Below are 19,395 nucleotides of genomic sequence, written 5' to 3' on the forward strand. Positions count from 1 at the left end.
CGGTTTGCCGCGGCGCGGCGCAGCGGCGCGCCGCAGTGCCCACGGCACGCCGCACGCCCCCGCGCTAGCGCCCGTGGCCGCCGCCCCCGCCCCCGTGAAAGCCCCCAGGGAAGCTGCCATGAAATCCACCATGGCCATGGAACCCGCTATGAAAGCCCCGTTGAAAATGGCCGAATCCGTACGGATGTCCAAAGTGGATATGGTTGATGTGATGGAAGTGATGAAACCGGTCGACAAACACGAACGACGCGCCGACGCCGAGTGCAAACGGCGGCCCCCAATAATACGGATAGTACGGGTAGTACGGGTACGGACCATAGTCGTTGCCATATGCATAGTTCGGATCGTAAGGCGCCGGATAAATCGCGCCGCCACTGTCGTCCGACTGTTGTATACGCCATGTGCCGTCCGGTTGGCGACACGCGATCCCACTGATCTGCTGTTGCTTGCCGTCAATTTCGGCGTCACCCGTCACTTCGCGGCATTCCTGTTGTGCCTGTTGTGCCTGTTGTGCCTGCTGTGCCTGCTCGGCCTGCTCGGCCTGCTGCGCCGGTTGAGCGAACTCCTGCGCGTACTGCTGGTCGCTGCCCGCCTCTTCGCCCGCTATTCCTCCTGCTTCTCCGCCCGGCTGCGCGCCACCGGACTGCTCGACACTATCCGGTTGCGCATCCGGCGCCTCGTCGCCCGGCCGCGCATTTTGCTGCGGGCCGTCCGGCTCGGTCAACACCGGCGGTGCGGGTTCATCCACCGCGACCGGCGTCGCAGCCACCGCACAACCGGCAAAAGAGTAAAGCACTACTGCCAATACGGACATGTTGCGCATCATCTATCCCGCTTCGACGGTGCGGCACTGCGACACAACCGCGTGTCGGCGCCGTAAAGGCCCCGTCGATTCGCCTGCGTAACCCGTATCGCCACTATATTGATGCATCGCGACGACGGACCCGCATAGCTATAAACGACACGATGCGCATAGCTATTCCACCGCGTCCGAGGTGCGGCGAAGCGTCTTCGTTACCTGGTATTTCTGCTCGGCCCCGCGGCTAGTGAGATGAAACGTCGCGATGCGGGAATTCCGCGGCGAGACCTGACCTGCGTTACCGACTTCCACGCCAGGCACCATGCCTGTTTGACACGAACCTGGCGTGACGAGGCTCCCTGTGCGCAGTCGGGTAACGCGCCCGGCGGCACGTTGCGTGCTATTGCCACGCTTCCGGACGGCCGCCGAGCGCGCTGCAGACATCAATCGCGATCGAGCGCAGCTTGCCCTCGGCAATCGGACCGGAGAGCGCATAGCCCATGCCGTCGTTGACCCAGTAGAACGTGCGGCGATTGCCGTCACGGAACAGGCGGAACGCCGTCTCGTCCTTCGGTACGCCGGTCACGTAAAGCGTGAGGCGTGCACCAGTCTGGTTCTCGTACATGAATTGCGCGGCCGGCCCTGCTTCGCCCGGCAACAGCCGTCCGCCGACCAGCGAATAGCCGTACTCCTGCAGTGACGGAACCGACAATTGGCGGTCGAGACGCTTCGACAGCCAGTTGATCAAATGCTCTTCTTCGGCCGCCGCGACTTCGACTGGATGACGCTTCTCCGGCGTATACACCGCGTACGCGATATCGGCGCGGCGCGCGAAAGACATTGTCTCGCCCCCCGTCAGGCGCGGCACGAGCGGTTGGAGCACCAGCGCGAGCCCCGCGCCGGCGACCAGCCAGCAAGCCGCAATCGCGGTCCGCCGCCACCACGGCGAACGTGACCGCACGACCACGAATTGCGTGTCGTGAGGGGTCGCACCGCACAGCGCCCGCAACGCGGCCTTCTGCGCACGCCAGGCGGCGACCTGCGCAGCCGCCTGCTCGTCATGCGCGAGATGTTCGCGCACTGCGGCCGTGTCGCGCTCGGAAAGCTCGTCGTCGACGAATGCCGACAGCATGCGCAGATCAGGCACGGATTCGGGATGGTGGGCGTCGTTGTTCATGAAGAGTTTCTCACCACTTTCAGCGACGGGGACTTGTGCGTGTTTTCCTGCGGGTTCTGTTGATTTGGACCTTCGGTCAACATCTGTCTCATCTGCTCGCGTGCGCGCGACAAGCGCGACATCACCGTCCCGACCGGTACGCCAAGCGCGATCGACGCCTCCTGGTAACTCAGTTCCTCGACGCAGACGAGCAACACCACTTCACGCTGCTCGACGGAGAGACTGTATAGGGCGCGCTGCACGTCGCGCAATATCAGTCCATCGACCTCGCCGCGCGGCGCCTCGAGATTGCGCCATGGCGCGCTTTCGTCGTCGACCGCAACCTCGCGGCGCACACGCAGCTGGTCGATATACAGGTGCCGGAGAATGGTCAGCAGCCATGCGCGCAGATTACTGTTCGGCCGGAACGCCGACCAACGGGCGAGCGCACGCTCGGCCGTATCCTGAACCAGATCGTCCGCCCATGCGTGATCTCCCGTCAGCGCGCGCGCATAGCGGCGCAACTGCGGGAGCCAGGATACAACTTCCGCTTCGAAATTCACCCGGATAGCGACCCTCGCGTTGCGTTATCTGCGGATCAATATCCGCCGGAGCTGCCGCTGCTGCTACCGCTGCTCGCACCGCTGCTGCCGCTGTTCATGTCGCTGCAGGCAGTCGTCGCGAGCGCCGCCGCGCCAAGCGCGACGAGCATGCATAGGGTGCTGACGAGTCGTGTCATCTTCATGCACATCTCTCCTTTGGGTACGGGCCTTGCGGTCCGGAAAGCAGGTAGACGGGTATTCGTCGAATGTGAAACCGGGTCAAGCTCGTGAACAAAACGAGATCTCGACGCGTTTTATTCCGTCCCTACCCACGGATTTTTAAAGTTATGCCAAATTGCGTTTCGATGCCCGGTTTGCGCCGCTTCCAATCGCACAAAATCCGGCCGGCGCGCCAGTGGCATCGCTTCAGATGCAAAGATTCGTAACGCAACGTTACACATCGTATTTAACGGATGCTTATGCGGGCGCAAGCCGTTATAGTGGGCGTCTGATTCGCCGATCAGCACGCGTATGCGCCGACCCATGTAGAATCCCGGCGAACAACCGTACTTCCACACACAATCGTCCATGCCTTCCGCAGAATCGCATCCGCAAAACGACTTTATGAACGCTGCGCGCAAAGAAAGAAAGCGCGTCGAAATTTATCTCGTCAACGGGATCCGTCTGACGGGGTGCATCGAGTCGTTCGATCAGTACCTGGTGATGCTGCGCACGCCTGTCGGGCTGCAGGGCATCTACAAGCGTGCCATCTCGACAATCCAGCTCGATACCGGCACGCGCCCGGGCCCGCGCGCGGGTCGCCCGTCGCATGGCGAACATTCATCGCGCGGACCGCATGGTTCGCACGGCTCGCATCGCGAACCCCGCGAGCCGCGTGAACCCCGTGACACGCGCGAGCCGCGTGAGTCGTACGGCAGCGCGCCGGGCACGCCCGAACGCTCCGGGTCGGAAGGGCCGGTCGTCGTGACGCGCCGTCGACGCCTGTTCGGCGCCGGTGCCAGCGATGGCCATGGCAACAGCAACAGCAACAACAACAACAATAACAACAACGACCACGGCGGCTCGGGCGATAACGAGTAGCCGGCGGTCGGCACGGGCGGCAGTTGGCTCGCCGCGGTTCTAACCGACCGGCCCGCCAAGCCGCCTCAACATCCGCTCGACCCGGATTCCCTGTTGATGCGTCAGCTGATAACTGCTTTGTAGCGCCAGCACCCGACGCCGCCAGTACTGCGCGTCCAGTATGTCCAGTAGCGGCTGCCGCGTCGCCCACTCCAGATGTTCCAGTTCCGCGTCCACCACATGTGACGCATTCCGGCGCAATGCACGGCCGGATCCGTTCGTCTCCATGATTGGTTCACCTCGTCCGTGCGCAGGCGAGCGGCCCGCGAAGCGCGGCCGTTGTCGTGCGACGGAACAAGAACGAAACCGATCGGAGAAAATTCCATTGATGTGATGTCCGCGCGGCCCGCGAGACGGCGATCGGCGCGACCTTCATGCGGCGCTTACCGGAACCCGGTTGCGCGGGGGTGTCGTTGCGTTGCGGTTGCCTGCGGTCGGAATCGCCGCTTCGAGGCTCGACCCGCTCCTCGGCAAAATTAAGATTTAACTTAGGCCGATGGGCCGAGTGTCGTCACTGAGGGGTTTGCGCTATGCTGGTTGTTCGACAACGTCCGAGCGGAGAGCAATATGTCCATGTCGAAGGCGAAAGCGCAGCAGCAGGCCGAGCTCAGCGTCGAGCAACGCCTCGACGAGGCACTGGCCGAAACCTTTCCGGCCAGCGATCCCATCGCGGTTGATTCCGAACGACCCAACCGCACGCCGGCAAAGCGGAAGGCGGATGCAGTGAAGCAGCCGGCGCAACCGCATGCGCGGCCGCTACATCGCTGATCCGACCGACTCCCGCGCGAGTGGTCTGCTGAGCCTGTCAGCGTCAACAGATAGTGCTTCAGCAAACGGATGCGCGGTCACGCGGTCATGCGTCACGGCGCACCGGGTCAACGAATAGGCAGACCGCTGTCCAGCTGACGTTGCAGGTCGCGCACCTGGCGCTGTGCGTCACGCAATTGCGCCTGGGCCTGCGTCTTCTGCTGCTGCAGCGCAGTCGCTTCCGCGCGGTTCTGCTGCTGCTGGTCGCTCACAATCGCCTGCTGCTGCCGTGCGATCATCAGGTCCGCCTGCAGGCGGTTCGCGCGATCCTGCGACAACGCGATCAGGCGCTCGGTCAGAGCCTTTTGCGCCTCGAGCCTGGTGCGGCGAATTTCGACGTCGGATAGCTGCGCCGTCTGACGCACGAAGTCCTTGTAGATCATCTCGGCGCGCTGATCGTCCTGCGTCTTGATCACACGCCAGAAATTCTTCTGCTGGAACAGCGCAACGTAATAGGTCATTTCCTTGCCGTAGAACAGCAGACTCGCGCCATAGCTGCCGTTGTACGTCGTGCGCATTTCGGTGAGATCCGGGCCATGGATCATCTGTTGCAGTTCTGCGACATTGCCCGTGGCCGACTGCTTCGCTTCGTCGGGCGTCAGCGCAATCGTTTGACCCGGCGCGGCAGACGATGCTGCCGAAGTATCGGGCTGAGCCGCCGCAGTGGTTTCCACGGCGACGCCACTCGCTGCACTGTCCGACACCGCTTCCTGCGCGTGAGCGGCCTGCATTCCCCCGGTCGCGATCAATACCGACAGTACGATCTGCCGGATTTTCGACTTCTGGTCCATGTAGTTCCTGCTTTGAACAGTTTTTGTTTTAACCCAATCGTCTCATTATTACTCAGAATCGGGCGTTTCGGGTTCATCGTCGGAAATTTGATACGCGGGCCGCGCGACAGACCCGCTTTGACCTCGCGGCCCTGCTATCGGATGCGAACAGAACCGCCTCGCCGCACCCCATCCTGCCACGCCGCGCACGTGTCTGGCGACCGCAGCTGTCATCCCGGCCGGAGCAGAAGCAACCGACCGTCGACCGCCAGGCCGACCAACCATGCTTCACTCGACCGCAAGCGCCGATCACTTCGTTTCTGACGGCTCGACATCGCCTGCGTCCTCTAGAAGTTTTCCTATCAAACGGCCGGCGTCCTTTCACGTATCCTGCCGGCTCCCACACAGCAAGCATCGACCTGCGAACCGCGTCAGCCGCTAACCCGCTAAACACGCAATAGCAAGTACACCAGCGAAGCCCCCAAAAGAAACCGACTGCGAACCTGTTCACAATGCACGCACGCGGATCGCCCGCGCGCTCCCATCCGCGACGACTTCAAACAACGAGGAAAAACCATGATGCAATTCTCCCGACGCGCCGGCGGATTCGCCGGCCGTGCGCTTCGCGAAGCGACCGTCGCAAGCATGGTGCTGATCAGCTCGACGGCTGCGTTCGCGCAAAGCGACAGCCCGGTCGGCACGTGGCAGACGATCGACGATCATACCCATCAGCCGAAGGCGCTCGTGCAGATCACACAGGATGAGAACGGCGTGTTAAGCGGCAAGGTCATCAAGTCGCTCAACCCGAACGAGCCGCCCGGCCGGCGCTGTACCGAATGCACGGATGCGCGCAAGGATCAATTGATCCTCGGCATGACGATCATCGACGATATGAAAAAGGACGGCGATGTCTGGGACGGCGGCCAGATTCTCGATCCGGAAAACGGCAAGCTCTACAAGTGCAAGATGCACACTGAAGATGGCGGGCAGAAGCTTGTCGTTCGCGGGTATATCGGCGTGTCCCTGCTTGGGCGCTCGCAGACCTGGATTCGGCAAAACTGAGCGGGGGGACGCGAGCGCACGGGGCCGCGTGTCGCCGCAACGGCGCACCCCAAACCAGCCGACGATATTGATCGCCGGCTGATCGTCTCTTCAGGGCAAATCGGTTCGAACGGTCCGGTTACGCAGCGTGCTTGAACGCGCGCGCATAGTTGAACACGGGTGCAACGGCCGGTGTGCCGGGCGCCGCCGGTGCATAAGTAACCGGCGCTGCTGTGTCAGCGCCTTCGGCAGCCGGCAATTCGCCAGTGTGACCGGCGACATGCACGCGCATGCGCGCCTCCATCGAGTTGCACAGATCCACGCCCGCGACACCGAACAGCTGTTCGAGCAGGCGCTTGAGTACACCCGATTGATGCCACGCCTTGAAGCGTCGATGGCAGGTTTGATAGGACGGGTACTTGCGCGGCATGGCTGACCATGTTGCGCCGCTAAACATCACCCAAAGCACGCCATTCAGCACAGCACGGGTGTTGGCAAGGGGCCGGCCGCGCAATTCGGAACGCGGCCGAAGTTCGGGAATTAGTGGTGCAACGCGCAACCATTCTTCATCGGTGAGATCACGGTATGGGGTCAAGGCATCCTCCTTGGTCGAGACCCCGACGACGATATCGACTCCCTCGTACACCGAATATCAGAACAATCCGAATCTTGAAAATGCGACGTGCCCCTACGCCATTCGGCGTAGCGCGTTGCACGCTATCTCGTTCGAGTGAATTCGCGCACTACGTAAGCGACGTATCGACGATACGCCGCGGCGTATCCAGATATTCCATCGACTGCATTTCGACAATGCGCGACACGGTGCGCGTAAACTCGTTGGCCATCGGCCCTTCGACATACAGCTGTTCCGGCAGCACCGCGGCCGACATCAGCAGCTTCACCTTGTGGTCGTAGAACACATCGATCAGCCATGTGAAGCGGCGTGCCTCCGATTGCATCCGTGGCGTCATTTGCGGCACGTCGGAGAGGATCACCGCGTGAAAACGTGACGCGAGTTCCAGATAGTCGTTCTGCGAGCGAGGGCCGCCGCACAGCGTCGCGAAATCGAACCAGACGACACCGTCAGCGCGGCGCAGCGCCTTCAGTTCGCGCTTTTCGATACGCAGCAGCGGACTCTCGTCGGGAACCGCGGCGAGCCGCGCGTAGGCGTCGCGCAACGCCTTGTTCGCGGCGGCGCCAAGCGGCGTGTGATACACCTCGACCTGCGACAGCGTGCGCCGCCGGTAATCCACGCCCGCATCGACGTTGATCACGTCGAGCCTGCTCTTGATCAGTTCGATCGCCGGCAGCATGCGGTCGCGATGCAGTCCGTCCGGATAGAGCGTGTCCGGATCGTAGTTGGACGTCATCACGAACTGCACGCCATTTTCGAATAGCCGGTCGAGCAGACGGTACAGGATCATCGCATCGGCGATATCGGACACGTGAAACTCGTCGAAGCAGATCAACCGATAGCGCTTGGCGATCCGCCGCGCGAGTTCGTCGAGCGGATCAGCCTGCCCTTTCAGTTCATCGAGCTCGCGATGCACTTCGCGCATGAACTCATGGAAGTGCAGGCGCGTTTTGCGCGTCAGCGGCACGACCATGTAGAAGCTGTCCATCAGGAAACTCTTGCCGCGGCCGACGCCTCCCCACATGTAGACGCCACGCGGCAGATCCGGATGCATGATCAGCTTCATCAACGCGTTCGGCCGGCGTGCCTTGTACGCCACCCACTCTTCATAGCATCGCTGCAGACGATCAACCGCCGCGCGTTGCGCGGGATCGGACTGGTAACCCCGAGTCTGCAGTTCGTTTTCGTAGTATTCGGTGACGTTCATCTTATGCCACTACACAGCTAGATATGACGAAGGCGGGCGGGTTTGAACCCTGCCCGCCTTCGTCGTGATACCCAATGCGAGGAATCGGGCTTTTCGGACTTACATGTTGAGTGCGCGCTTGTCGACCGCGAGCGCGGCTTCACGCATCACTTCGGATAATGACGGGTGCGGATGACAGATCCGGCCGATGTCTTCCGACGCCGCCTTGAATTCCATCGCCACCACCGCTTCCGCGATCAGATCGGACGCGTTCGCCGAGATGATATGCACGCCAAGCAGTTCGTCGGTCTTCGCGTCGGCGATCATCTTGACGAAGCCATCCGCCTTGTTGATACCGAGCGCGCGGCCGTTCGCCAAAAACGGGAACTGGCCGGTCTTGATCTCGCGGCCTTCGGCCTTCAGCTGCTGCTCGGTCTTACCGACCCAGGCAATTTCCGGTTCGGTGTAGATCACCCACGGAATGCAGTTGTAGTCGATATGCGGCTTCTGCCCGTCGATGATCTCAGCCACCAGCACGCCTTCGTCTTCGGCCTTGTGCGCGAGCATCGGGCCACGCACGACGTCGCCGATCGCATAGACGTTCGGCACGCTCGTCGCGCAATGTTCGTCGACGTCGATAAAGCCGCGCTCGTTCGCCTTCAGGCCAATCGCTTCGAGACCGAGGTTGTCGGTATTCGGCACACGGCCGATCGACACGATCAGACGGTCCGCTTCAAGCGTCTGCGCGTTGCCGTCCTTGTCCGTGTACGCGATCGACACGCCGTTGGCCGACCTCTTCACTTCGCCGATCTTCACGCCGAGGTGAATGTCGAGACCTTGCTTCTTGAACTGTTTCGCGGCTTCTTTCGCCAGCGCCTCGTCGGCCGCACCGAGGAATTCGGGCAGCGCCTCGAGCACCGTCACATCGGCGCCGAGACGCCGCCACACGGAACCCAGCTCCAGACCGATCACACCGGCGCCAATCACCGCGAGTTTCTTCGGCACCGCGTCGAACGACAGCGCGCCTTCGTTATCGGCGACGAGCGTGTTGTCGACCGGCACGTTCGGCAGATGGCGCGCCTTCGAACCGGTCGCGATGATCACATGCTTCGCGACCACCGTTTCGGTTTCGCCCTCACCGCTCACTTCGATCTGCACGCCGGCATCGCTCTTGCCGACGAACTTGCCGTGGCCCTTGAGCCACGTGATCTTGTTCTTGCGGAACAGGAACTCGATCCCCTTCGTCATCTTTTCGACGATGCCTTCCTTGCGGGACATCATCTTCGCGATGTCGACCTTCACGTTGTCCACGCTGATGCCGTGGTCGCCGAGGTGATGCTGCGCATTTTCAAACTCTTCCGACGACGCAAGCAGCGCCTTCGACGGAATGCAGCCGACATTCAGGCACGTGCCGCCGAGCTTCAGCGCGCCGGCCGGGTTCTTCCATTTTTCGATGCAGGCGACGGACTTGCCGAGCTGCGCGGCGCGAATCGCGGCGATATAGCCGCCGGGACCGGCACCGATCACGACGACGTCAAATTCTTTGGACATGACAATCCTTTCGATGGCGCAGCGATGCGCGGCCACGTTTCGTGGCGCGCATCGCTGCGGTACAGACTGCGTACTGACTTGCTGGAACGACGGAACGCCGTGCGGATTACAGGTCGAGCAGCAGGCGCGCCGGGTCTTCCAGCGCATCCTTCATCGCGACCAGCGACAGCACCGCTTCGCGGCCATCGATGATCCGATGGTCATACGACAGCGCGAGGTAGTTGATCGGACGGATCACGATCTGGCCGTTTTCGACCACCGGACGCTCCTTGGTCGCGTGCACGCCGAGAATGGCCGACTGCGGCGGGTTGATGATTGGCGTCGACAGCATCGAGCCGAACACGCCGCCGTTCGAGATCGAGAACGTGCCGCCGGTCATTTCTTCGATCGACAGCTTGCCGTCCTTCGCCTTCTGGCCGAATTCGGCAATCTTCTTCTCGATGTCCGCGAGGCTCATCTGGTCCGCGTTGCGCAGGATCGGCACCACGAGACCGCGCGGCGAACCGACCGCGATACCGATGTCGAAGTAGCCGTGATAGACGATGTCGTTGCCGTCGATCGACGCGTTCACGAGCGGGAATTTCTTCAGCGCATGCACGGCCGCCTTCACGAAGAACGACATGAAGCCGAGCTTCACGCCATGTTCCTTCTCGAAGCGGTCCTTGTACTTGTTGCGCAGTTCCATCACCGGCGCCATGTTCACTTCGTTGAACGTCGTGAGAATCGCGTTCGTTTGCTGCGACTCGAGCAAACGCTCCGCGATGCGCGCGCGCAGACGCGACATCGGCACACGCTGTTCCGGACGGTCATGCAGCCACTGGTCGGCCCCCGGCGCCTTCACGTCCGGCAGCGACGGCTTGGCCGCCTTCGGTGCGGCCGGTGCCGGCGCAGCCTTGGCCGCGGGGGCCGGAGCAGCGCCCGCGCCCAGCACGTCCTGCTTCGTGATGCGGCCGTCGCGCCCCGTGCCCGCGACGTCGCCGGCCGACAGGCTCTTCTCCGCCATCAGTTTCGTCGCCGCCGGCGATGCCGCTGCGTTCGCATTGGCCGCGGTCGCCGGAGCGGCAGCTTGCGCCGGTGCCGGCGCGGCGTTGGTCTGCGGCGCGGGCTTCACTTCGGCTTCGACTGCCGCCGCGCCCGCTTTGCCTTCCGTGTCGATCTTCGCGATCAGTTCGTCAGCGACGACGATATCGCCGTCGTGCTTGATCACTTGCGCGAGCACGCCGGCCGAGGGTGCCGGCACTTCAAGAACGACCTTGTCGGTCTCGATTTCGATAAGGATCTCGTCTTGCGTCACTGCTTCGCCCGGTTTCTTCTTCCACTGCAGCATCGTGGCTTCCGACACCGACTCGGAGAGCTGGGGAACCTTGACTTCAACAATAGCCATGTGATTTTCCTGGAATACGTATTTGGGTAACGGCGCAATAAACGGCCCGTTTCAAGGCCGGTATCGCGAACCGCGGACACACCGCACGCGCGGCCGCAAACGCTTCGAATCGGATCGATGCGCGCGCGACGGCGATCGTTACGGTGTGGGAAAGCGCGCCGCGCCTTCCCACGGTTCGCGTTGTCGTTATTTAATGATCGACGTGCTCTTCAGACGACCGAACGCGCCTTCGACCAGCGCCTTCTGCTGCTCGTAGTGCTTCGCGTAGTAACCGACGGCCGGCGATGCCGAGGCCGGACGGCCGCTATACGCGAGCTTCTGGCCTTCCTTCATGCCTTCCTTCAGATGATGCTCGATGTAGAACCACGGGCCCTGATTCTGCGGCTCGTCCTGCACCCAGACCACTTCGGTCACGTTGTCGTACTTCTTCATTTCCGCTTCGAACTGCTTGTGCGCGAACGGATACAGCTGTTCGATACGGAAAATCGCGACATCGGTCGCCTTCGCTTCGCGGCGATGGGCGACGAGGTCGTAGTACACACGGCCCGAGCACACCAGCACGCGCTTGACCTTCTTCGGGTCGATCGAGGCGTCCACTTCGCCCATTACCGGCTGGAACGAGCCCTTCGCCAGTTCCGACAGATCCGACACGGCTTCCTTGTGACGCAGCAGCGACTTGGGCGTGAAGACAATCAGCGGCTTGCGGAACAGACGGATCATCTGACGACGCATCAGATGGAACATCTGCGCCGGCGTGGTCGGCTGCACGACCTGCATGTTGTGGTCAGCGCACAGCTGCAGATAGCGTTCCATCCGCGCCGACGAGTGTTCCGGGCCCTGACCTTCGTAGCCGTGCGGCAACAGCATCGTCAGACCGGACACGCGGCCCCACTTCACTTCACCGGACGAGATGAACTGGTCGATCACGACCTGCGCACCGTTCGCGAAGTCGCCGAACTGGCCTTCCCACGCGACGAACGTGTTCGGTTCGGCGGTCGAGTAGCCATACTCGAAACCGAGTACAGCCTCTTCAGACAATACCGAGTCGATCACCGTGAACTTCGCCTGCCCATCGGCGACGTTCTGCAGCGGCACATACGTGCCGTCGTTCCAGCGCTCGCGGTTCTGATCGTGCAGCACCGCGTGACGGTGCGTGAACGTGCCGCGGCCCGAGTCCTGGCCGGTCAGGCGCACCGCGTAGCCCGAAGCGACCAGCGACGCGAACGCGAGATGCTCGCCCATACCCCAGTCGAGCGGCGCTTCGCCGCGACCCATCGCACGGCGGTCATTGATCACGCGCTCGACGAGCGGGTGCACCTTGAAGTTGTCCGGAACGGTCGTGATGCGCTCGGCGAGGCGCTTCAGCTCCGCGAGCGGCACGGCCGTATCGGCGGCATCGGTCCACTTGCGATTCAGGAACGGCACCCAGTCGACCGCGTACTTGCTCTTGTAGTTCGACAGCACCGGGTCGATCGTGTGATGACCTTCGTCCATCGCCTTACGGTACGCCTTGACGAATTCGTCGCCTTCTTCCGCGCTGATCACACCTTGCTGGACGAGCTTTTCCGCATACAACGCGCGGGTGCCCGGGTGCTTCGCGATCGTCTTGTACATCAGCGGCTGCGTGACCGCCGGCGTGTCCTGTTCGTTGTGACCCAGCTTGCGGAAGCAGATGATGTCGACCACGACGTCCTTGTGGAACTGCATCCGGTAGTCGATGGCCAGTTGCGTGGCGAGCACGACCGCTTCCGGGTCGTCGCCGTTCACGTGCAGCACCGGCGCTTCGATCATCTTGACCACGTCCGTGCAGTACAGCGTCGAGCGCGAGTCACGCGGGTCCGACGTCGTAAAGCCGATCTGGTTGTTGATCACGATATGCAGCGTGCCGTGCGTGCCGTAACCACGCGTCTGCGCGAGGTTCAGCGTTTCCATCACGACGCCCTGGCCGGCGAAGGCCGCGTCGCCGTGAATCTGCACCGGCAACACCTGCAGGCCCATGTCGTCGCCGCGGCGGTCCATACGGGCCTTCGCCGAGCCTTCGACGACCGGGTTGACGATTTCAAGGTGCGACGGATTGAACGCGAGCGACAGGTGAACCGGGCCGCCGTCAGTCGCGACGTCCGACGAGAAGCCCTTGTGGTACTTCACGTCGCCGGCCGGCAGGTCATCGACGTGCTTGCCTTCGAACTCGGCGAAGAGATCCGCCGGCATCTTGCCAAGCGTGTTCACCAGCACGTTCAGACGGCCGCGGTGCGCCATGCCGATCACGATTTCCTGCACGCCCTGCGCGCCCGCGTGATGCACGACTTCGTCCATCGACGCGATAAAGCTCTCGCCACCTTCCAGCGAGAAGCGCTTCTGGCCAACGTACTTCGTGTGCAGGAAGCGCTCGAGGCCTTCAGAAGCGGTCAGGCGATTCAGGATGTGCTTCTTCTTCTCGTTCGAGAAATTCGGCGTCGACCGGATCGACTCGAGGCGCTCCTTCCACCAGCGCTTTTGTTCAGGATCGCTGATGTACATGTACTCGGCGCCAATCGTGCCGCAGTACGTGTCGCGCAGATTTTTCACGATGTCGCGCAGCGACGCCTGCTCGACGCCGAAGTACAGCGCGTTCGCGTTGAACACCTGGTCCATGTCGGCTTCGGTGAAGTCGTAGAACGCGGGTTCGAGTTCGGGAATCGGGGGACGTTCGCGGCGCTTCAGCGGATCGAGGTTGGCCCATTGCGAGCCAAGGAAGCGGTATGCGTCGATGAGGGACTGAACGAAAACCTGTTTGCGGGCGGTGGACTCTTCCGCCCCCCCTGCGACGCGCGGGACGAAGGCATTGGCCTTGGCGCGCTGGGCAAACGATTCGACGATCGGGCCATGGGCCACATCGTTGGCACTCGTGCCATCTGATGCCGGCGTATTCTGCAATGCGTCGAAATAGCTGCGCCAGTTCTCGGGCACTGACGCCGGATTGTCGAGATACGCTTCGTACAATTCTTCTACGTACGGAGCATTGCCGCCGAACAAATACGAGTTCAGCTGGAATTGCTTCATCATGTTTACGCTCACCTTTCGTCGAGTTTCTCGAGAAATAGCGGGTTGTTGAACCTTCCGCGACACGGCCTGACCGTTTAGCGGATTGCGCGAATCAAGTCTTGCTTGGAAGGACCTAAAACTTGCATCCGCGGAGAATAGCACAGAACCATCGCGAATGCCCGGGTGAAAAAGCCTCGAACGCCCGTTGGGAAAGGCCCTGCGGCGCGCTGCGGGGTTACTGCGAATTACGCAGGACTCTGTGTGCAAAATCGCAACGATTGCGTGAGTCCGAGTTGATATATCAGGGCGGAAGATAATAAAAAAACCGCCCGAATGAGGGCGGTTTTTTATTCAGTCACTGCGAACGCGATCGCCGAAAGTGCGTGCAACGCATTCAGCGGGCGTCGTCCGGTCAGTCGACCGCCGCTTCGCGGCTGGCGCGGCGCCGTTCGTGCTCCTTCAGGTGACGCTTGCGCAGGCGGATCGACTGCGGCGTCACTTCGACGAGTTCGTCCTCGTCGATGAATTCGACCGCATATTCGAGCGACATCTGGATCGGCGGCACGAGGCGCACCGCTTCGTCGGTGCCCGACGCACGGACGTTCGTCAACTGCTTGCCCTTGATCGGGTTCACCACGAGATCGTTGTCGCGGCTGTGGATGCCGATAATCATGCCTTCGTACAGCGGGTCACCCGGCTTCACAAACATGCGGCCGCGATCCTGCAGCTTCCACAGCGCATAAGCCACCGCCGCGCCGTCGTCCTGCGAGATCAGCACACCGTTGCGGCGCTCGCCGACCGAGCCTTCCTTGATCGGGCCATAGGCGTCGAACACATGGCTCATCAGCCCGGTGCCGCGCGTGAGCGTCAGGAATTCGCTTTGAAAGCCGATCAGGCCGCGCGCGGGAATCCGGTATTCGAGACGCGTACGGCCGCGACTGTCCGATGCCATGTCGAGCATTTCGCCCTTGCGGCGGCCCAGTTCTTCCATCACGCCGCCCTGGTGGCCGTCTTCGAGGTCCACGGTCAGCATTTCGTACGGCTCGTGCTTCACGCCGCCGATTTCCTGCAGCACGACGCGCGGCCGCGACACGGCGAGCTCGAACCCTTCGCGGCGCATGTTTTCGACCAGGATGGTCAGGTGCAATTCGCCGCGGCCCGACACTTCGAATACGGTTTCGTCGCCCGTGTCGCGCACGCGCAGCGCGACGTTGTGGTTCAGTTCCTTCATCAGGCGGTCGCGAATCTGCCGGCTGGTGACGAACTTGCCCTCCTTGCCCGCGAGCGGCGACGAATTCACGAGGAAGTTCATCGTCAGCGTCGGCTCGTCGACGGTGATCATCGGCAGCGCCTCAGGCGCTTCCGGCGCGCAAACCGTCGCGCCGATGCCGATATCTTCGATGCCGTTGATCAGCACGATGTCGCCCGCCTGCGCCTCGTCGACCTGCACCCGCTCGAGGCCGTGGAAAGACAGCACCTGGTTGATCTTGCGGTTCAGCACGTCGCCGTCCGGCCCGAAACGCAGCGCGACCTGCTGGCCGGGCTTGATGCGGCCGCGGTTAATACGGCCCACGCCGATCCGGCCAACATACGTCGAATAGTCGAGCGACGTGATCTGCAGTTGCAGCGGACCGTCCGGGTCCGCCGGGCGCACCGGCACGTGCTCGAGAATCGCCTCGAACAGCGGTCGCATGGTGCCTTCGCGCACGCTCGGATCGAGCCCGGCGTAGCCGTTCAGGGCCGACGCATAAACCACTGGGAAATCGAGTTGTTCTTCGGTTGCGCCGAGCTTGTCGAACAGATCGAAAGTCTGGTTGATCACCCAGTCGATCCGCGCGCTCGGACGGTCGATCTTGTTGACGACGACGATCGGCTTCAGGCCGAGTGCGAGCGCCTTCCTCGTGACGAAACGGGTTTGCGGCATCGGCCCGTCGACCGCGTCGACGAGCAGCAGCACTGAATCGACCATCGACAGCACACGCTCGACTTCGCCGCCGAAATCCGCGTGGCCCGGCGTGTCGACGATATTGACGTGCGTGCCTTCGTACTCGACCGCGCAGTTCTTCGCAAGAATCGTGATGCCGCGCTCCTTTTCGATGTCGTTCGAATCCATCACACGTTCGACCATCTGCTGGTTTTCGCGGAACGTGCCGGACTGGCGGAGCAACTGGTCGACAAGCGTGGTTTTGCCGTGGTCGACGTGGGCGATGATGGCGATATTGCGAAGAGCGCGGGACATAGGGACCTGAGAACGATTGAGCGCGCCCGCCGACGGATTCCGAACTCATCATTCAGAACGCAACGCAGACGCACTTCCGGGAACCGCACATTCTAGCACGCAGTCGTGACGGATTTCTCGCATTCCCTCGTGTATTCCCCAATAGGCACCGCAGGAAGCCTCGCCGGAGAGGGCTCCGGCGGGATGTCGTCGCGCACGATACCCCTACCAGGCCCGTTATCGGCTTGAGTAACAAAACACCGTTACCTAATGTGTAAGAACGCTTGCCACGTCAATTAAGCGTTCTTATAATCATGCCTAGTCAACCATTGCTTTCGCATAAGAATCATGACGGACCCGTCCATCACGCCACCCCCCGAGATTCGCGAATACCAGCTCTCGGAAAGTGTCGGATATCTGATTTCCCGCGTGAAGTCGACGATGTCGAACATGGTCACGCAGCGGGCCATGGCCGAACTCGGCATCACCAGCACGCAAGCCAGCATTCTGTTCATGGTCGCGAGCGGCAAGTGCCTGCTTGCCGCGGAACTGGCGCGCGAGTACGGCATCGATGCGAGTGCGGTCACGCGCCTGATCGACCGCCTCGAAAAGCGCGGGCTGCTGACCCGTGTGCGCAGCAGCGAGGACCGGCGCGTGGTGCGCCTTGCGCTCACCGCGGAAGGCTGCGCAATCGCGGCGAAGCTGCCGGCGATCTTCACCAGCGTACTGGACAAACTGCTGTCCGGTTTCACGCCGGAGGAGACCGGCTTCCTCAAGAGCCTGCTCAGGCGCGTGCTCGCCAATAACACTGACTCAAGCGGTATAACCCGTGACTCGGCAAGCAATTCGGACGCCAAGCCGTAGTAAATTGGTTGCAGTGTCCATGACTCATATTGATTAAAAAACAAAGAGACCGATTGATGAAGTCGACCATTTCATTTGCGCCCGGCCACCCGCGCCGGGCTGCCGCCATTTCCGTCGCGTCGGTCGCGCTGACGGCAATGGCGTTGGCGCTGTCAGGGTGCGTGAACTATCTCGGCATCAGCAGCGACAAGAAAATCGCGGACCCGGCTCAGTACGAGACCACGCAAAGCGTGCCGAACGAAGGCGGCGCGTGGCCGTCGCTCGACTGGGCCACCCAGTTCGGCGACCCGCAGCTGCCGAAACTGATCGACGAGGCGCTCGAAGGCAATCCGTCGATCGCGCAGGCGCAGGCGCGACTTGCCAAGGCGCAGTCCTATATCGAAAGCTCACGTTCCGCGCTGTTTCCGCAGGTGACCGGCAGCTACACGTGGACGCGCGAGCGCTACTCGCCTAACGGCCTGTTTGTCCCGCCGATCGGCGGCAAATGGGACAGCGAGCACTATGTGCTCGCCAGCGCGACATGGGACCTCGACCTATGGGGCAAGAATCGCGCGAAGCTGCAGGCGGCTGTGTCGCAGCAAAAAGCCGCGCAAGCGGAGGTGCAGCAGGTGCGCGTGGCGCTCGCCACGTCGGTCGCAAGCACGTACAACCAGCTCGCACAACTGTACGCGCTGCGCGACATCGCGCAGCGCGAGATCGACAACCGGCAGACGGTCGGCTCGATCACCAACGACCGCGTCGGCGCTGGGCTCGACACCAACGTCGAGAAGCAGACCGCGAACGGCAATATCGCCACCAGCCAGTCGACGCTCACCGACCTCGACGGTCAGATCACCGTCGTGCGCTATCAGCTCGGCGCACTGCTCGGCAAGGGCCCGGACCGCGGTCTGCAAATCTCGCAGCCGGCGTTGAACGCGGGCGACGCCGTCACCTTGCCGGACAACGTGCCCGCCGACCTCGTCGCGCGCCGCCCCGACCTCGTCGCAGCGCGCTGGCAAGTCGAAGCGGCGATGCACGGCGTGAAGGAAGCGAAGGCTGAGTTCTTCCCGGACATCAATCTCGCCGCGAATTTCGGCTTCGACGCGTTTGGCTGGAGCGACCTGTTTCTGTGGTCGAGCCGCCAGATCATGGCCGGACCGGCCATCCATCTGCCGCTCTTCGACGCGGGCGCGCTACGCGCGCAACTGAAGGGCCGCTATGCGGATTTCGACCTCGACGTCGCGAACTACAACCAGACGCTGATCAACGCGTTGAACGAAGTCGCGACGCAAGTCTCGTCGATCCGCTCGATCGACAAGCAGGAAAGCGACGCGCAACGCGCACTCGACGCTTCGACGAAGGCGTATCAGCTTGCCGTCATCCGTTACCGGGCCGGGTTGTCGCCGCAATTGCAGGTGCTCAACGCCGACGACAACCGGCTCGCCGCCGAGCAGGCAGTGACGAATCTGAAAATGCACCGCCGTGACCTGCAGATCGGTCTGGTGAAGGCGCTCGGCGGCGGCTTCGACGCGACCGCGGTGGGCCTCGCCGCGCCGCCGCCCGATGCGGCCAGTGCCCCGCCGGCGCAAGCGCAGGCACACCCCGATAGCACGCCGACCCGCACCGCGTCGGCTCACGCGGCGGATTGAGCTGGGCGTCTCGCCGCGCACACCACACGCGCACACGCACGCGTCACACAAGAGACACGAAAGGACAGGGAGTCCATCATGAGCACGCCTCAACAACCACCCGCGCCCAACACGCGACCTACGAGCAGCAACGGCAAGCGCAAACGAATGATGACGCTGCTCACCATCGTGATCCTGCTCGCCGCGATCGGCTACGGGTTGTACTACTTTCTCGTCGCACGTTTTCACGAGACCACCGACGATGCTTATGTGAACGGCAACGTCGTGCAGATCACGCCGCAGGTCACCGGCACGGTGATCGCGGTGAACGCGGACGACACGCAGACCGTGAAGGTCGGCGATCCGATCGTCGTGCTCGACCCGGCCGATGCGCGCGTCGCCCTGCAGCAGGCTGAAGCCAATCTCGCGCAGGTGGTACGCCAGGTGCGGGGCCTGTATGTCGACGACAACCAGTATCAGGCCCAGGTCGCGGTCCGTCAGTCGGACCTGTCGCGCGCGCAGGACGACCTGCGGCGCCGCCTGACAGTCGCGCAAACAGGGGCCGTCTCGATGGAAGAAATTTCGCACGCGCGCGACGCGGTGCGTAGCGCGCAGGCCGCGCTCGACGCGTCCGAGCAGCAGCTCGCGGCGAACCGCGCACTGACTGCGAAC

Annotated in this window: 17 protein-coding genes and 1 pseudogene; 6 read left to right on the top strand and 12 right to left on the bottom strand. The window is 62.5% G+C overall.

Annotated elements, in window-relative coordinates; all coding sequences use genetic code 11:
• Positions 1-64: 64 nt before the first annotated feature.
• From HV796_RS36225 to HV796_RS36240, 4 genes are all read right to left on the bottom strand, one after another.
• Positions 65-814, bottom strand: coding sequence for a hypothetical protein (locus tag HV796_RS36225; RefSeq protein WP_175232670.1), 750 nt, complete (start codon positions 812-814; stop codon positions 65-67).
• Between the two features lie 385 nt (positions 815-1,199).
• Positions 1,200-1,976, bottom strand: coding sequence for an anti-sigma factor family protein (locus tag HV796_RS36230; protein WP_175232671.1), 777 nt, complete (start codon positions 1,974-1,976; stop codon positions 1,200-1,202).
• On the bottom strand, positions 1,973-2,518 hold the full coding sequence (locus HV796_RS36235; protein WP_175232672.1) for an RNA polymerase sigma factor: 546 nt from the start codon (positions 2,516-2,518) through the stop codon (positions 1,973-1,975). Before HV796_RS36235 ends, HV796_RS36230 begins: the two co-directional genes overlap by 4 nt.
• 35 nt (positions 2,519-2,553) lie before the next feature.
• The gene (locus HV796_RS36240; protein WP_175232673.1) at positions 2,554-2,700 is read right to left on the bottom strand and encodes a hypothetical protein; all 147 of its coding nucleotides are present in this window, start codon (positions 2,698-2,700) and stop codon (positions 2,554-2,556) included.
• A gap of 385 nt (positions 2,701-3,085) precedes the next feature.
• Here HV796_RS36240 and hfq point away from each other — a divergent pair, with 385 nt between their 5' ends.
• On the top strand, positions 3,086-3,598 hold the full coding sequence (gene hfq, locus HV796_RS36245) for an RNA chaperone Hfq (protein WP_175232674.1): 513 nt from the start codon (positions 3,086-3,088) through the stop codon (positions 3,596-3,598).
• Positions 3,599-3,637: 39 nt separating this feature from the next.
• On the opposite strand, the gene HV796_RS36250 is transcribed toward hfq, so the two are convergent.
• Entirely contained in the window at positions 3,638-3,865 is a 228-nt protein-coding gene (locus HV796_RS36250) for a hypothetical protein (protein ID WP_175232675.1), read from the bottom strand.
• A gap of 339 nt (positions 3,866-4,204) precedes the next feature.
• Between HV796_RS36250 and HV796_RS36255 the strand changes: the two genes are divergently transcribed.
• Positions 4,205-4,405 carry a hypothetical protein gene (locus HV796_RS36255; protein WP_175232676.1) on the top strand — a complete coding sequence of 67 codons (201 nt, stop codon included), beginning with the start codon at positions 4,205-4,207 and terminating at the stop codon, positions 4,403-4,405.
• A 107-nt stretch (positions 4,406-4,512) separates the two neighbouring features.
• Here the strand turns inward: HV796_RS36255 and HV796_RS36260 are convergent, their stop codons facing one another.
• Positions 4,513-5,235, bottom strand: coding sequence for a DUF2968 domain-containing protein (locus HV796_RS36260; RefSeq protein WP_175232677.1), 723 nt, complete (start codon positions 5,233-5,235; stop codon positions 4,513-4,515).
• A gap of 555 nt (positions 5,236-5,790) precedes the next feature.
• Here HV796_RS36260 and HV796_RS36265 point away from each other — a divergent pair.
• Entirely contained in the window at positions 5,791-6,276 is a 486-nt protein-coding gene (locus HV796_RS36265; RefSeq protein ID WP_175232678.1) for a DUF2147 domain-containing protein, read from the top strand.
• Between the two features lie 118 nt (positions 6,277-6,394).
• Here the strand turns inward: HV796_RS36265 and HV796_RS36270 are convergent, their stop codons facing one another.
• From HV796_RS36270 to typA, 6 genes are all read right to left on the bottom strand, one after another.
• The gene (locus HV796_RS36270) at positions 6,395-6,850 is read right to left on the bottom strand and encodes a transposase (protein ID WP_175232679.1); all 456 of its coding nucleotides are present in this window, start codon (positions 6,848-6,850) and stop codon (positions 6,395-6,397) included.
• Positions 6,851-6,998: 148 nt separating this feature from the next.
• A complete protein-coding gene (zapE, locus tag HV796_RS36275) occupies positions 6,999-8,096 on the bottom strand; it encodes a cell division protein ZapE (RefSeq protein WP_175232680.1) in 1,098 nt (365 codons plus the stop codon).
• Positions 8,097-8,195: 99 nt separating this feature from the next.
• Positions 8,196-9,626: a dihydrolipoyl dehydrogenase gene (gene lpdA / locus HV796_RS36280; protein WP_175232681.1), complete on the bottom strand. Its 1,431-nt coding sequence runs from the start codon at positions 9,624-9,626 to the stop codon at positions 8,196-8,198.
• Between the two features lie 106 nt (positions 9,627-9,732).
• On the bottom strand, positions 9,733-11,010 hold the full coding sequence (odhB, locus tag HV796_RS36285) for a 2-oxoglutarate dehydrogenase complex dihydrolipoyllysine-residue succinyltransferase (protein WP_175232682.1): 1,278 nt from the start codon (positions 11,008-11,010) through the stop codon (positions 9,733-9,735).
• 186 nt (positions 11,011-11,196) lie between these two features.
• On the bottom strand, positions 11,197-14,055 hold the full coding sequence (locus HV796_RS36290) for a 2-oxoglutarate dehydrogenase E1 component (protein ID WP_175232683.1): 2,859 nt from the start codon (positions 14,053-14,055) through the stop codon (positions 11,197-11,199).
• A gap of 391 nt (positions 14,056-14,446) precedes the next feature.
• Positions 14,447-16,273, bottom strand: a complete 1,827-nt coding sequence (gene typA, locus HV796_RS36295) for a translational GTPase TypA (protein WP_175232684.1) — start codon at positions 16,271-16,273, stop codon at positions 14,447-14,449.
• Positions 16,274-16,600: 327 nt separating this feature from the next.
• Between typA and HV796_RS36300 the strand changes: the two genes are divergently transcribed.
• From HV796_RS36300 to HV796_RS36310, 3 genes and pseudogenes are all read left to right on the top strand, one after another.
• Positions 16,601-17,116: a MarR family winged helix-turn-helix transcriptional regulator gene (locus HV796_RS36300; protein WP_175232685.1), complete on the top strand. Its 516-nt coding sequence runs from the start codon at positions 16,601-16,603 to the stop codon at positions 17,114-17,116.
• Between the two features lie 56 nt (positions 17,117-17,172).
• A complete protein-coding gene (locus HV796_RS36305; protein ID WP_175232686.1) occupies positions 17,173-18,744 on the top strand; it encodes an efflux transporter outer membrane subunit in 1,572 nt (523 codons plus the stop codon).
• Positions 18,745-18,822: 78 nt separating this feature from the next.
• Positions 18,823-19,395: pseudogene (locus tag HV796_RS36310) on the top strand (EmrA/EmrK family multidrug efflux transporter periplasmic adaptor subunit); the annotation flags it as partial.

It is taken from the genome of Paraburkholderia humisilvae (genome assembly GCF_902859855.1).
In the GTDB taxonomy this organism is placed as follows: domain Bacteria; phylum Pseudomonadota; class Gammaproteobacteria; order Burkholderiales; family Burkholderiaceae; genus Paraburkholderia; species Paraburkholderia humisilvae.